Annotated in this window: 14 protein-coding genes; 3 read left to right on the top strand and 11 right to left on the bottom strand. The window is 69.0% G+C overall.

The window, feature by feature from the left end; all coding sequences use genetic code 11:
• Positions 1-29: 29 nt before the first annotated feature.
• Positions 30-650, bottom strand: a complete 621-nt coding sequence (locus ACFWIW_RS34275) for a TetR/AcrR family transcriptional regulator (RefSeq protein ID WP_378372271.1) — start codon at positions 648-650, stop codon at positions 30-32.
• Positions 651-741: 91 nt separating this feature from the next.
• Between ACFWIW_RS34275 and ACFWIW_RS34270 the strand changes: the two genes are divergently transcribed.
• Positions 742-1,833, top strand: coding sequence for a lipase family protein (locus tag ACFWIW_RS34270; RefSeq protein ID WP_378372270.1), 1,092 nt, complete (start codon positions 742-744; stop codon positions 1,831-1,833).
• 309 nt (positions 1,834-2,142) lie between these two features.
• Here the strand turns inward: ACFWIW_RS34270 and ACFWIW_RS34265 are convergent, their stop codons facing one another.
• Genes ACFWIW_RS34265 through ACFWIW_RS34240 form a run of 6 tightly spaced genes read right to left on the bottom strand, consistent with a single transcriptional unit; the run spans position 2,143 to position 6,544 of the window.
• Entirely contained in the window at positions 2,143-2,847 is a 705-nt protein-coding gene (locus ACFWIW_RS34265; protein ID WP_378372269.1) for an urease accessory protein UreD, read from the bottom strand.
• On the bottom strand, positions 2,844-3,551 hold the full coding sequence (gene ureG, locus ACFWIW_RS34260) for an urease accessory protein UreG (RefSeq protein ID WP_037348019.1): 708 nt from the start codon (positions 3,549-3,551) through the stop codon (positions 2,844-2,846). Before ureG ends, ACFWIW_RS34265 begins: the two co-directional genes overlap by 4 nt.
• Positions 3,541-4,215, bottom strand: coding sequence for an urease accessory protein UreF (locus ACFWIW_RS34255; protein ID WP_378372268.1), 675 nt, complete (start codon positions 4,213-4,215; stop codon positions 3,541-3,543). The genes ureG and ACFWIW_RS34255 overlap by 11 nt, the downstream gene beginning before the upstream one ends.
• A complete protein-coding gene (locus tag ACFWIW_RS34250) occupies positions 4,215-5,936 on the bottom strand; it encodes an urease subunit alpha (protein ID WP_378372267.1) in 1,722 nt (573 codons plus the stop codon). The genes ACFWIW_RS34255 and ACFWIW_RS34250 overlap by 1 nt, the downstream gene beginning before the upstream one ends.
• Positions 5,936-6,229: an urease subunit beta gene (locus ACFWIW_RS34245; protein ID WP_378372266.1), complete on the bottom strand. Its 294-nt coding sequence runs from the start codon at positions 6,227-6,229 to the stop codon at positions 5,936-5,938. The genes ACFWIW_RS34250 and ACFWIW_RS34245 overlap by 1 nt, the downstream gene beginning before the upstream one ends.
• A gap of 12 nt (positions 6,230-6,241) precedes the next feature.
• The gene (locus ACFWIW_RS34240) at positions 6,242-6,544 is read right to left on the bottom strand and encodes an urease subunit gamma (protein WP_016337506.1); all 303 of its coding nucleotides are present in this window, start codon (positions 6,542-6,544) and stop codon (positions 6,242-6,244) included.
• 291 nt (positions 6,545-6,835) lie between these two features.
• Between ACFWIW_RS34240 and ACFWIW_RS34235 the strand changes: the two genes are divergently transcribed.
• A complete protein-coding gene (locus ACFWIW_RS34235) occupies positions 6,836-7,987 on the top strand; it encodes a citrate synthase 2 (protein ID WP_378372265.1) in 1,152 nt (383 codons plus the stop codon).
• 41 nt (positions 7,988-8,028) lie between these two features.
• Here the strand turns inward: ACFWIW_RS34235 and ACFWIW_RS34230 are convergent, their stop codons facing one another.
• The 3 genes from ACFWIW_RS34230 to ACFWIW_RS34220 are packed head-to-tail and all read right to left on the bottom strand — an operon-like array spanning position 8,029 to position 11,876.
• Positions 8,029-8,631: a TetR/AcrR family transcriptional regulator gene (locus ACFWIW_RS34230; protein WP_378372295.1), complete on the bottom strand. Its 603-nt coding sequence runs from the start codon at positions 8,629-8,631 to the stop codon at positions 8,029-8,031.
• Between the two features lie 17 nt (positions 8,632-8,648).
• On the bottom strand, positions 8,649-10,340 hold the full coding sequence (locus ACFWIW_RS34225) for an SDR family oxidoreductase (RefSeq protein WP_378372294.1): 1,692 nt from the start codon (positions 10,338-10,340) through the stop codon (positions 8,649-8,651).
• A gap of 36 nt (positions 10,341-10,376) precedes the next feature.
• A complete protein-coding gene (locus tag ACFWIW_RS34220; RefSeq protein WP_378372264.1) occupies positions 10,377-11,876 on the bottom strand; it encodes an MFS transporter in 1,500 nt (499 codons plus the stop codon).
• Between the two features lie 84 nt (positions 11,877-11,960).
• On the opposite strand from ACFWIW_RS34220, the gene ACFWIW_RS34215 reads away from it, so the two are divergent.
• Positions 11,961-12,551 (top strand): TetR/AcrR family transcriptional regulator, encoded by a 591-nt coding sequence (locus tag ACFWIW_RS34215; protein ID WP_378372263.1) that lies wholly within the window; start codon positions 11,961-11,963, stop codon positions 12,549-12,551.
• A gap of 46 nt (positions 12,552-12,597) precedes the next feature.
• On the opposite strand, the gene ACFWIW_RS34210 is transcribed toward ACFWIW_RS34215, so the two are convergent.
• The gene (locus ACFWIW_RS34210) at positions 12,598-13,413 is read right to left on the bottom strand and encodes an endonuclease domain-containing protein (RefSeq protein ID WP_378372262.1); all 816 of its coding nucleotides are present in this window, start codon (positions 13,411-13,413) and stop codon (positions 12,598-12,600) included.
• Between the last annotated feature and the right edge of the window lie 113 nt (positions 13,414-13,526).

The following is a 13,526-nucleotide window of genomic DNA, read 5'->3' as shown; positions in this document are numbered from 1 at the left end:
GGACCGCATTCAGAGGACTAAACGCGGGGTCAGGCGGGCCGGGTGATCGCGGCCAGCATCAGGGCACGGAGTTCGGCGGCGACGTCGGCGACCGGCAGCGGCGGGGTGTGCGCCTGCCACTCGCGCAGCAGGCCGGTCGCCGCGCCGACGAGCGCGATCGCCGTCAGGTGGTAGTCGCGGTCGGGCGCCACCCCGTGCTCGGCGGCGTGCCGGGCCTCGGCTTCGATGAACGCGGCCCACCGGTCGACCCATTCCTGGTGCTGCGCCTCCAAGGCGGCGCTGACGCCGACGGCCTCGACGTAGTTCAGCCGCGGCATCCGGGGATCCGAGGTGACCGTGCTGACGAAGACGTCGAGCAGCGTCCCGATCCGGGTGACCGCGTCGGCGTCCCGCAGGCGTTCCAGGGTGCCGGTGACGTGCTCCAGCGCGAGCGCGTTGATGCGCTCGTGCAGGGTGAGCAGCACCTTCTCCTTGTTCTCGAACTCCTCGTAGAAGTTCCGCGTCGAGACGCCGGCGCGGGTGCACAACTCGGTGATCTTCGCCTGCTGGTAGCCCGTCGAGGTGAACAGGTCCAGGGCCGCCAGCAGCAGGCGTTCACGCCGTTCGGCGCGCCGTTGCTCGGGCGCGACCCCGCCATAGGTGCGGGCCACTCGACCTCCCCCGATTCGGTAACAGGGATTGCCAGATGCTAGCAACAGCGCCTACATTGCGAAAATCTCGATTACCAAACTGGAGGCAACGGTGCTTCGGACAGTTCTGGTCTCAGCCCTCGCAGCCACCCTGATCGGCGCGCCCGCCGCGCAAGCCGCGCCGAGCGCGCCCGGGGATCTGGTCGACTACAAATCGGTCGTCGCCACCGCCCCGGCGAAGGCATGGAAACTCCACTACCGCTCCACCTCGGCGACGGGACAGCCGAACACGGTGTCGGGCATCCTGCTGGTCCCGCACACGCCGTGGACGAAGGGCGCGCGCCCGCTGGTCAGCTACGCCGTCGGCACTCACGGCCTCGGCGACCGCTGCGCGCCGTCGACCCGGCTGACGAACGGGTCCGAGAACGAAGTCCTCCTGATGAGCCAAGCGCTTTCGCGCGGCTGGGCGGTCGTCGTGACCGACTATGAAGGCCTCGGCACCCCCGGCACGCACACCTACGCCGTCGGCCAGTCCGAAGGCCGTGCCGTCCTCGACGCCGCCCGCGCCGCCTCGAACGTCCCCGAGGCGGGCCTGTCCAAGACCGGACCGGTCGGCGTTTTCGGTTACTCGCAAGGAGGTCAGGCCGCGGCGTTCGCCGGCGAACTGCAGCCGTCCTACGCTCCCGACGTCAACCTGGTCGGCGTCGCGGAAGGCGGGGTGCCGGCGGATCTGAACGCGGTCCTGAAGTTCAACGACGGCGGTCCGGCGTTCGGGCTGGTGCTCGGCGCCGCCGTCGGCTACGCGACCGCGTATCCGGAACTGCCGTTCGACGAGGTGCTCAACGCGAAGGGCGAGCGGGCCGTCGCGAAGGTCAAGGAAGCGTGCACCGTCGAACTCGGTGCCGCGGCGCCTTTCGCGCGGCTCAACGACTTCACGACCGTTCCGAACGTTTCGTCCGACCCGCGCTGGCAGGCCCGGCTCGGCGAGAACTTTGCGGGCAAGACCAAACCGGGCGCGCCGGTCTTCCTGTACCACGCGTCACTGGACGAACTGATCCCGCTTTCGGTCGGCAAGGGCCTGCTCGACCGCTACCGCGCCCTCGGCGCCGACGTCACCTGGCAGGAGTTCCCGCTGCTGGAACACATCGGTGGCGTCTCGGCGGGCGGCCCGGTCGCGATGACCTGGCTGGGCACGAAGTTCTGACGGGGAGTCGGGGATGACGCGAAAGCCACTTTCGCAACCTTGAAGGTTGCGAAAGTGGCTTTCGCAACGCTTCCCGTCGCCACATAAGCCCCACCAGCCCCTCCAGTGGGAAGCAAGGGACCTTTAGTATCGCTAGGTTTACTAGCAGCGCTAGCGATCGCGGCACCACAGAGACGACACGCGTGATTGAACGGACGACACGCGTGACCGGATGGACGACTCGCGTGATTGAAGGGACGACACGACCGAGGCCGGATTTCGCCGCGTGTCGTCCGTCTGGTCACGCGTGTCGTCCTGTCCCGACCGGCATCAGGCGGTGTCGAACACGCGGAGCGCGGTCACGGCATCCGGCGCCAAGGAAGTCGTGAGCGTCCCACCGGCGGCCAAAGACGTACGCGACCACCACTCACCGGAAGCCTCGGGCAGCGAAGGGCCCCCGACGACCAGATCGGTCGCCAGCACCCGGCGCCCGGCCAGATGCGCGAGACTGGCGTCCAAAGTGGAATCCCCGATCTCCAACGTCTGCCGCAACACAGGCACGTCACCTCGAGTCACGTGCTGCGCGGTCACCAAAGAGCCAGGCCGTTCACCGGCACGGCCGAGCACCAGCACCTCCCGCGTATGCAAGAAGGCGTCAGTAGCCAAGGCGGCCCGGAACACGGCGGAGTGCCGAGCACGGACGGTCACCACCGTCGGCTCCGGCAAGTACGCCAAAGACCCGCCATCGTCCACGACGATGTCCACAAGGGACGAACTACCCTCACCGTGCAGGCCGGGAAGCGCGATCGTCGCCGCGACCCCGGAAAGCCGTAGCGAAGCCCCGGCGCCGACGCGGATGGTCAGCTTCAGCTCATCCCCGCCCAGAGGCGAGGTCGCCGAGTTGACCAGGTGCACCACCGCCGTCGCACCGGTGCCCCGCTTGGGCAGCAGCGTGAGCGGCGCCATCGAGCGCAGCTCGCGCAGTACGGTCCGGCCGCCCTCGAAGCAGGCGGTCAGCCGCGCGTGCGCCTTCACCCCGCGCGGACCGGGAGCAGCGAGCGGACCCAGTCCGCCACCGCCGGAGCGTTCGGAGTGTCCACAAGGGACTGGGTGATCACCGGCAGTTCGCCGCGCATCCGGTGCGCGTCCGAGGTCATCACGTCCATGTCCGCCCCGACCAGATGCGCGATGTCGATCTTGTTGATCACCAGCAGATCCGCCGTCGTGACCCCCGGCCCGCCCTTGCGCGGCACCTTGTCTCCACCGGCGACGTCGACCACGAACACCTGGCTGTCGGCGAGCCCGCGGCTGAACACCGCGGTGAGGTTGTCCCCGCCGCTTTCGATGATCACCAGGTCCAGCCCGGGGAACCGCTCCTCCAGCCGTTCGACCGCGTCGAGGTTCGCGGTGATGTCGTCGCGGATCGCGGTGTGCGGGCACGCGCCGGTCTGCACGGCCTCGATCCGCTCCGGGTCGAGCACCCCGGCCTTGCGCAGGAAGTCGGCGTCCTCGGTGGTGTAGATGTCGTTGGTGACGACGGCGAGGTTCACCTCGTCGCCGAGCGCCCGGCACAGGGCCGCGGTGAGCGCGGTCTTCCCGCTGCCCACCGGCCCGCCGATCCCGATCCGGTACGCGCGCCCCGCGGTCGGCGCCTGCTCGTAGTGGTCGGGTTCCGCGGCGGTCGGGTCGAAGTTGACCGGGTGCACATGTCCGTGACCGTGACCATGCTCAGCTGGCAAAGAGACGCACCTCTTCCTGGTGATGCCGGGCGTGTGCCTCGGCGAACAGATCGAGCGCCGGTGAACCCGGCGCCGGGAGATCGGCCGGATCGTCGCCCGCGGCCTCGGCGGCCCGCCGGGAGACCTCCCGGACCTCGTCCGCGAGCCGGGCCACGACGGCGTTGACGGCGAACGGATCGAGACCAAGCAGCCGTACGGCCGCGCTCGCGGGTCCGCTGATCGCGAGATACGCCACCGCCATCGCGGCGTCGAAGGGCACCCCGACCAGTGCGCCGACGATCACCGGATGATGCGGTCGCGGGGTTTCCTTCAGCAGCTGGGAAAGCACCGGCGACGGCCAGGCCGCCTTTCCCGCCCTGGCCGTCCCGCGACCTTGCGCGCGTGACGCCTCCCGCTGCGCGAGCGAAGGCGTCCTGGCGTCCAGTTCCAGGTCCAGCCTGCGCCAGTGTCCACTCTGGACATTCCGTGCGGCCGCGTGCGCCGACGCGGCGGCGAACACCGCGGCCAGCGCACCCGCAGTACGCAAACGCCCGGAAAGGAACCGCGGAAGGTCCCGTTCGTGTGTGATCAGCTTCCGGGTGACGGCCTCTTCGAGCCCGCCGGAATGGACGTGCCCGCCCCCGGGGAACCGGGAGTCGGCGAGGATGAGCGCGGAAAGGTCCATCAGAACAGGAAATACCGTTGCGCCATGGGCAGTTCCGTCACCGGCCGCGGCTCGATCAGCTCGCCGTCGACGTGCACGGCGAAACTGTCCGGATCCACCCGGATATCCGGCGTCGCGTCGTTGAGCACCATGTCGGCCTTGCCCCGGGAGCGGGTGTTCGAGACCGGCACGAGCTTCCGTGCGATGCCGAACCGTTCCGCCACGCCACTTTCCAGCGCTTCCGGCGCCACGAAATGGAAGCTGCTCGCGGCGGCGACCGCCGGTGCCGCGCCGAACATCGGCCGCGCGAGCACCGGCTGCGGCGTCGGGATGGACGCGTTCGCGTCGCCCATCGCCGCCCAGGCCGGGAATCCGCCTTTGAGCACCACATGCGGCCGCACGCCGAAGAACTTCGGCTCCCACAGCACGAGATCCGCGAGTTTCCCGACCTCCACCGAGCCGATCTCGCGCTCCATGCCGTGCGCGATCGCGGGGTTGATCGTGTATTTGGCGACATAGCGGCGAGCCCGCAGGTTGTCGGCCGCGCCGTCGCCGGGAAGCGCGCCACGCCGCCGTTTCATCACGTGCGCGGTCTGCCAGGTCCGGATGATCACCTCGCCGATGCGGCCCATCGCCTGCGAGTCCGAGCTCATCATCGAGATCGCGCCGAGGTCGTGCAGGACGTCCTCGGCGGCGATGGTCGTCGGCCGGATCCGGCTTTCGGCGAACGCCAGATCCTCGGGCACCGACGGGTTCAGGTGGTGGCAGACGACGAGCATGTCGAGATGCTCGTCGAGCGTGTTCGCGGTGTGCGGGCGCGTCGGGTTCGTCGACGACGGCAGGATGTTGGGCAGCCCGGCGACCTGGATGATGTCCGGCGCGTGCCCGCCGCCCGCGCCTTCGGTGTGATACGCGTTGATCGACCGGCCGCCGATGGCGTCCACAGTGGACTCCAGGAAGCCCGCTTCGTTCAGCGTGTCGGTGTGGATCGCCACCTGGACACCGGATTCGTCCGCCACGGTCAGGCAGGCGTCGATCGCGGCCGGGGTGCTGCCCCAGTCCTCGTGCAGTTTGAACCCGCCCGCGCCGGCGGCGAGCTGTTCGCGCAGCGCCTCGTGCCGGACGGTGTTCCCCTTGCCCAGCAACAGGACGTTGACCGGCTGGCCGTCCATCGCCCGCAGCATCCGGCCGAGGTTCCACGCGCCCGGTGTGACGGTGGTGGCCTTGCTGCCCTCCACCGGGCCGGTCCCGCCGCCGACGAGCGTGGTGAGCCCGGACGCCAGCGCGGTGTCGGTGAGCTGCGGGCAGATGAAGTGGACGTGGCAGTCGATGCCGCCCGCGGTGAGGATCTTCCCGTTGCCGGACAGCACCTCCGTGGACGGTCCGACGACCAGCGCGGGGTCGACACCGTCCATCGTGTCCGGGTTGCCCGCCTTGCCGATGCCGACGATCCGGCCGTCGCGGACCCCGACGTCGGCCTTGACGATCCCCCAATGGTCGAGGATCACCGCGCCGGTGATGATCAGATCGGGCGCGCCTTCGGCCCGCGTCGCCATCCCCTGGCCCATGGATTCGCGGATCACCTTGCCGCCGCCGAACAGCACCTCGTCACCACTGCCCGACGGCCCCATGCTGCGGTCTTCGGTGACCTCGACGATCAGATCGGTGTCGGCGAGGCGGATCCGGTCGCCGGTGGTCGGGCCGAACAGTTCGGCGTACCGCTCGCGATCGATCGACGGCATCAGGACTCCTTCCGCAACCCTGGCACCGCGCGGTTCCCGGCCAGCGGGACGAGGTCGACTTCGCGTTCGACCCCCGGCTCGAACCGCACCGACGTTCCCGCGGGCACGTCGAGCCGATGTCCGCGGGCGGCCTCACGATCGAATTCGAGCCCTGGGTTGACGGCCGCGAAATGGTAGTGCGAACCGACCTGGACGGGCCGGTCGCCGAGGTTCCGCACGAGCAGCCGGATCCGCGGCCTGCCCGGGTTCAGCTCGACCGGCGTGTCGCCGGTGATGATCTCTCCTGGTCGCACTCGCGGCCCTTCCTAGACGATCGGGTCGTGCACGGTGACGAGCTTCGTGCCGTCCGGGAAAGTGGCTTCGACCTGCACGGAATCGACCATCTCCGGTACGCCGTCCAGTACCTGCGCCCGGCCGAGCACCGACCGCCCGCTCGCGACGAGCTCACTCACCGTCCGGCCGTCGCGAGCGCCTTCAAGGACGTGGTCGGTGATCAGCGCGACCGCCTCGGGGTAGTTGAGCAGGACCCCGCGCTCCAGGCGTTTGCGAGCTACGTCCGCCGCGACGTGGATGAGCAGTTTGTCCCGCTCCTGGGGGCTCAGGTGCATGGGAAAGGTCTATCACCGGAAACGGCCGGCCGCCGGTTCTCGAAACACAGGATTTACGTCGGCGCCCGGTACACGCAAAGTGAACGTCGCCGTAACTCTTCGCGTACGAAGACGCTTTTCACTGAATCGTTCTCGTAATCGTGACCGAAAGCACCACATCTTTCGATTGCCCCAGGCCTCGACGTGGAGCAAAGTTTGTCCATCCGTGCGATGAGGCGCGCCTTCGCTGCGTGTATCCCGTCCACGCATGAACACAAAGCCGGGGAATGCGCATCGAAAGGTTTCACCACAGTGAGTACCTCCACGATCAGCACCAATCAGCCGTCCGAGCAGGTCGACGACGGTTTCCGACCGGGTCTTGAAGGCGTGGTCGCCTTCAAGACCGAAATCGCCGAGCCCGACCGTGACGGCGGCGCGCTGCGTTACCGCGGTGTCGACATCGAGGATCTCGCCGGCAAGGTGACCTTCGGTGACGTCTGGGGTCTTCTCGTCGACAGCCGCTTCGGCCATGGGCTACCGCCCGCCGAGCCGTTCCCGCTGCCGGTGCACACCGGCGACGTCCGGGTCGACGTCCAGGCCGCGCTGGCCATGCTCGCCCCCATCTGGGGCTACCGGCCGCTGCTGGACATCACCGACGACGAGGCGCGCGACCAGCTGGCCCGCGCCTCGGTGATGGCGCTTTCGTACGTCGCGCAGTCCGCTCGCGGCATCGGGCAGCCCGCCGTCCCCCAGACCCGGGTCGACGAGGCGAAGTCGATCACCGAACGCTTCATGGTCCGCTGGCGCGGCGAGCCGGACCCGGCCCACGTCAAGGCCATCGACGCCTACTGGGTCTCGGCCGCCGAGCACGGTCTCAACGCCTCGACCTTCACCGCCCGGGTCATCGCCTCGACCGGCGCCGACGTCGCCGCGGCGCTGTCGGGCGCGATCGGCGCGATGTCCGGCCCGCTGCACGGCGGCGCGCCGGCGCGGGTGCTGCCGATGATCGAAGAGGTCGAGAAGACCGGTGACGCGGTCGGCCTGGTCAAGGGCATCCTGGACCGCAAGGAACGGATGATGGGCTTCGGGCACCGCGTGTACCGCGCGGAGGACCCGCGGGCGCGCGTGCTGCGCCGGACCTGCCAGGAGCTCGGCGCGTCGCGCTACGAGGCGGCCGCGGAGCTGGAGCAGGTGGCGCTGAAGGAGCTGCGCGAGCGGCGTCCGGACCACCCGATCGAGACCAACGTCGAGTTCTGGGCGGCCGTGATCCTGGACTTCGCGCAGGTCCCGCCGCACATGATGCCCGCGATGTTCAGCTCGGCGCGCACCGCCGGCTGGGCCGCGCACATCCTGGAGCAGAAGAAGACCGGCCGTCTCGTGCGCCCGTCGGCCAAGTACGTCGGGCCGGAGCCGCGGAAGCCGGAAGACGTCGAAGGCTGGGACCTGGTGATCAAGCAGTCCTGACGCGCGCTCTGCGTCCGGTCTCGTGAGTGGCAAGGACGGTTCTAACCGTCCTTGCCACTCACGAGGCCCACTGCCTGCTCGTGTCGTTCGGTCGTCGCGAGCATGGCCGTCAGCTGGTCGACCAGCCACCCGTCCAGCGCCTCGCGGGGCACGGAGCGCTCCTGCAGCCAGCTCAGCAGGGCGCCCTCCACCACCGCGGTCCAGCAGCGCAACGTCAGCAGCAGCATCGGCGAGGGCTCCGGCACCTCGAGCGCGCCGAGGATCAGCTCGACGGCGCGGTTACGGACCTCGTCGATCGCCGCGTCCGTCTCCGACGTCGCGATCACCGAGCCGCTGCGCAGCAGCGCGACATAACCCGCCCGGTAGTGGTCCGCGACGTCGATCAGCCCGCGGACAGCGGCTCGCAGCCGGGTTTCGGGCGGGCCTTCCTCAAGCCCGGCCAAGCCGTCGATGAGCCCTTCGGTGACCGTTTTCAGCGCCTCCACCTGCAGTTCCCGCAGGCTCGAGAAGTAGCGGTAGAACAGCGGCCGGGAGACCTCGGCGCGGGCGATGATGTCGTCGACCGTGACGAGTTCGGGCGCGCGCGAGCCGAACAGATCCAGCGCGGAGCGGATCAGGTCCTCGCGGCGCGCTTCCGGCGACATCCGGCGAGGGCGTCCGGTCACGGGGTGACGTCCAGTTTCGCCGCGGCCCGCAGCAGTCCCGGGGTGAGCCGGGAGAGGACGAGCGCGGCCTTGGCCTCCGGCGTCGACGGCTGGATCGCCTTGTCCTTCTCGACGGCGCGCAGGATGTCGCGCGCGACCTTCTCGGGCCCGAAGCCGCGTTTCGCGTACAGCTTGCTGCTCGACTTCTGGCGTCGCTTCTGCTCGATCTCGTCGACCCCGACGAACCGGGTGGTGCTGGTGATGTTGGTGTTCACGATGCCGGGGCAGATCGCGGTGACGCCGATGTTCTCGGCGGCCAGTTCGGCCCGCAGGCAGACGCTCAGTGTCAGCACCGCGGATTTCGTGGTGGCGTAGGCGGAAAGGATTTTCGACGGCAGGTACGCGGCGGCCGATGCGACGTTGACGATCTGGCCGCCTTCCGCGCGCTCACGCATCTGCTCGGCGAAGACGCGGCAGCCGTGGATGACGCCCCACAGGTTCACGTCGATGAGGCGTTCCCAGTCCTTGACCGTCGTGTCGAGGAACGGGCCGGACAGGCCGATCCCCGCGTTGTTGACGACGATGTCCGGGACACCGAACTCCTCCTTGACCTGCTGGGCGAACTTCTCGACCGCCTCGGCGTCGGAAGAGTCCACTGTGTACTCGCCGACGGTCACGCCCTTGTCCCGCAGCAGTTTCGCGGTGTCGGCGGCGGCGGATCCGTTGATGTCGGTGATGACGACGTCCGCGCCCCTGTCCGCGAACGCGAGCGCCGTCGCGCGGCCGATCCCGCTGCCGGCGCCGGTGATCACGACCAGCTTGTGCGCGAAGCCCTTTGTCCTGGCCTGTTTGAGCGCGCGGCTCTCCTCGCCGCCTTCGACGTGGTCGATCAGCTCGGCCGCGGCGTCGGCGATCACCTGCGGCTTCTCGCGGACCACCCAGTGCGTGCCGACGATCCGGCGGATCCGGAGGTCCGGCACCCAGCGCTCGATCTCGGTCTGCAGCGGCGTGGTGACGAACTTGTCGCCGGTGGGCGCGAGCACCTGCACCGGGATTTCGGCGGGTCGCGGCTTCGGCCGGGAGAGGCGCGTGAACATGTTGGCGCGGTACAGGTTGAGGCCGTACAAGCCGTCCGAAGTGGACGGTGCGGCGGCGGCCGGATCCATCCGGCCGATCAGCGCGCCCATCGCGCCGGTGCGCCAGAGCACCTGCGGGATCAGCGGGATCTGGAAACCGAGGATGTAGGTGGAATGCGCCCACTGGACGAGCGCGTTCTTGAGGCGTTTCGGATTCGGGCGCACCTGCGCGCGGAACCACGCCCCCGCGTGATCGAGGCTCGGCCCGGAGATCGACGTGAACGACGCGAGCCGTCCGCGCAGCCTGTCCCCGGTGACCGAATGCCAGGTCTGGATCGAACCCCAGTCGTGCGCGAGCAGGTGGACCTTGCCCTCGGGCTGAACCTCGTCGACGACCGCGGCGAGGTCTTCGGACAGCTGGTCCAGCCTGTAGGACGCGCGTCCCGAAGGCTTGTCCGAGCGGCCCGCGCCGCGGACGTCGTAGACGACCACCCGATAGCGGCGTTCGAGCAGGGCGGCGATGCCGTCCCACATGGAGCCGTTGTCCGGGTAGCCGTGGACGAGCACCACCGTGGGCGCGTCGTCGACGCCGGTCACCCGGACCGAAAGGCGGACACCGTCGCTGGCCGTCACCCACTTGTGAGACATGATGTCATGTTAGACAACTTGTCAATAAGGCCGCTTTTTCAGCACCGCGCGGCCGACGGTCCACGCCGTGTCGATCACCAGGACGAAGCTCCAGATCCGGCCGATGTTCAACAGCCAGTGACCACTGGAGTTCCAGTACCAGCCGGCCGGGTGAGAGCCGCCGAACAACGCTTCGACGGGCCAGCTGTATCCGGCGACCGCCAGAGCCGCTTGCGCGACGACGTAGACCCCGACGTGGATCGCCCAGTTCCGGAACGGGTTCGCGCGCTTGTTCGCCTCCCCCATCACCGATTCGGCCGCTTGCGGACCGTCCTCGATCGTGCGGGGCACCGGCTTTTCCTTTTGTGACACCGTTTTTCGTGGTTCCACGGGAAACTCCGCAACTCCGACACGCCGTACGGCGCCACGAACCACGAACGATCCGAAGAGCAGGAGCCCCGCCGCACCGAAGCAGGCGACGCGCCAGCCGGCATCCGAACCGTAGAGCTGGCCCGCCACGAAGGTCCCGATCGTCGCTCCGAGTAGCGTCGCGCTCTCGTAGATCCCCATCGCCCGGCCGAGACTCAGCCCGGCCGCCTCGGCGACCACCGCCTGCTCGACCGGGATCGCCGCCGCGAACGCCGCCGCGGACAGGACCCACATGACCGCGAGCACCGGCGGGCTCGGCGCGAAGGACAGCCCGGCGGCAAAGATCGCACTCGCCACCATCGCCAGCGCGAGCACCCGCGTCCGTCCGACCTTGCGGACGAACCCGTGCAGATAGTCCGGGAGCAGGCTGTAGACGATGAAGCCGGGGATGAACACGGCGGCGATCTCGCCGAGCTGGAGCTGATGCCCGCGTTGCAGATGCATCAGGAGCAAGAGGGCGACGCCGGCCTCGGCCATCGCGGTCAACGCGACGAGCGCGAGCATCGGGCGCATCCGCTTGCCCAGTTGCCGCAGCCGCGGTGCGCCCTCCTCGCGTACCTGCGCGGACTTCGCGTTCAGCAGGACCACCGCGGCCACCGCACATGCCGCCGCGCCGAGCCAGAACACGCCCCGGTAGTCGATCCAGGCGATGGCGGTCAGCGCGACCACGAAGGCGATCCACGTGCCGCCGCCCTCTGCCGCGAACAGCTTGCTGAACGCGCCGTCGTCCGCCGCGAGCCCCTCCCCGACCCTGGCGCGCAACGCGACCCAGAACAGCGCGCCACCCGCGCCGCCGAGAATCGCGGCCAGATAGGCGACCCCGATCCCCGGCGTCACCGCGTAGACCACAAAGGACAGTCCATAGAGGACGGCGCCGATGGCCGCGATCCGGCCCCGGTCGAACCGGTCCGCGAGCGAACCGGCGATCGGCCGGACCACGAACGACACCAACGTCTCCAACGCGGTCAGCGCCCCGACCTCGGCGGCCGACGCGCCCAGCTGGCTCCCCACCCACAACGGCAGGAGGAAGTCGAGAACCTCCGCCGGACCTTTGGTCAACGCGGCGGCGAGCTGGTTCTCCTCCGCTCGTCGCTTCTGTACTACTTCGTCCACCCCAGTACCCCCTGTTCGGATACGACCGTATTCTAAAACGGGCTGGGCAGGCAAGGCGGCCCCCAGGAGAGGAAGAATGCCCTCGTGCCGAAGATCGTGGACCGCGCCGAACGCCGCCGGGAGATCGCCGGCGCGCTCCTGCGCATCGTCGCGCGCGAAGGCGTCGAGGCCGTCAGCGTGCGCTCGGTCGCCGTCGAAGCCGGGGTGTCCGCGGGCGCGGTGCAGAAGTACTTCTCCACCAAGGAAGACCTGTTCCGGTTCGCGCTGGACATGACGAGCGAGTTCCTGGAGCAGCGGTGGAACACCCTCGACCAGAGCGGGAACCTGCTGGATCTGCTGCTGCGCCTGCTGGTCGAGGCGATGCCGCTCGACGAGCAGCGCCGCGCCGAGGTGATCGTCATCAACGCCTTCACCGCCCGCGCCGCCGTCCGGCCGTCGTGGGCCGAGTTCATCCGCACCGGCTACGACGAACTCGCGGAGATCACGACGCGGTACATCGAGAAGGCCCAGGAGGCGGGCCACGTGCGTGACGACCTCGCGGCCTCCGACCTGGCCGATGCCGTCCTCGCCCTGTCGGACGGCTTCGCGAACCGGATGCTGACCGCCGCCGATCCGGCCGCCCTCCTGCCGTCCCTCGAAACCTCCCTGCGCACCCTCCTGACTCCCCGCATTTAGTCCTCTGAATGCGGTAGTTGCGCGTGCAAGGACCGCATTCAGAGGACTAAATGCGGGAGGTGACGGCTTCCCGCACCCGGCGCACCATCGCCCGCGGGTCGACATAGAGCTCTTCCTTGGTGATGATGACGAACTCCCAACCCTCAGCCTCGATCATCGCTCGTCGGCGCGCGTCCAAGTGGGGTTGCTCGCCTTCGAGATGCCAAGCCCCGTCGTACTCGACAGCAACCTTGGCCTCACGGATCGCGAGATCGAGGCGGCCGAGGAACCGGGAGCCGCGATAGACCTCGACCTGCGGCTCAGCTTCGATGTCGTGGAGTCTCAACCACACTCTGACCTCCGACTCCGGAATGGACTCCGCGCGCTCATCCGAGAAGGCCAATGCCTGACGAGCTCGGACGATCCCGTTGTCGTGCCGGTGTTCCAGGTACACCTTGAGTGCCTCGCCGTCAATGAAGCCGGCACGGAGCAATGTGTCCAGCAGGCCGACGACACGCGGGAAGGAACGGCGAAGTCGAGTATCGGTCAAGATGTCCATCGTCATGCGCAAAGGCGTCGCGATGAGACCCTCCCGCCATGGCACGAAGTCCCGGCCGAGCAGCCTGGTCCGGCGGAGGTGCGTTCCCCGCAGGCTGTGAAAACCCCTCACCTCGGGCACCACGAACTCGACCGGGTCGTTCTCGAGTGAGAACGGGAAGCCACGGACCGTCGCGGCCGAACACCCGGTCAGCACCGCGCCGTCGGGTACGACGAGGATCGCGGCCTTGCACCGCAGCTCGTGGGTCAGAGGGATCCGTATCGGGGCATAGACGTCCTGGAAGAGCCGGTTGTACAGCCCCGACCGGAGCTGGGCGCGGGTCAAGTCTCCTTCGCTGACGACGCGGCTGCCCAAGAAGGGGCCGAAGAACTCGGTAGTCGTCGCGTAACGATCACTGGGCATGGTCGAACGATGACATCCGCTACGCGGCCGACCCT

This window comes from Amycolatopsis sp. NPDC058340, from assembly GCF_042723975.1.
Classification (GTDB): domain Bacteria; phylum Actinomycetota; class Actinomycetes; order Mycobacteriales; family Pseudonocardiaceae; genus Amycolatopsis.
This window is presented reverse-complemented; position numbering and strand designations above follow the sequence as displayed.

Excerpts from the sequence above, each read along its gene's own strand:
- ACFWIW_RS34230 (WP_378372295.1), bottom strand. The coding sequence starts at position 8,631 with ATGTCGCCGGAAGCGCGCCGCGAGGACCTGATCCGCTCCGCGCTGGAT.
- ACFWIW_RS34240 (WP_016337506.1), bottom strand. The coding sequence starts at position 6,544 with ATGCACCTGAGCCCCCAGGAGCGGGACAAACTGCTCATCCACGTCGCG.
- ACFWIW_RS34250 (WP_378372267.1), bottom strand. The coding sequence starts at position 5,936 with ATGCCGTCGATCGATCGCGAGCGGTACGCCGAACTGTTCGGCCCGACC.
- ACFWIW_RS34255 (WP_378372268.1), bottom strand. The coding sequence starts at position 4,215 with ATGGACCTTTCCGCGCTCATCCTCGCCGACTCCCGGTTCCCCGGGGGC.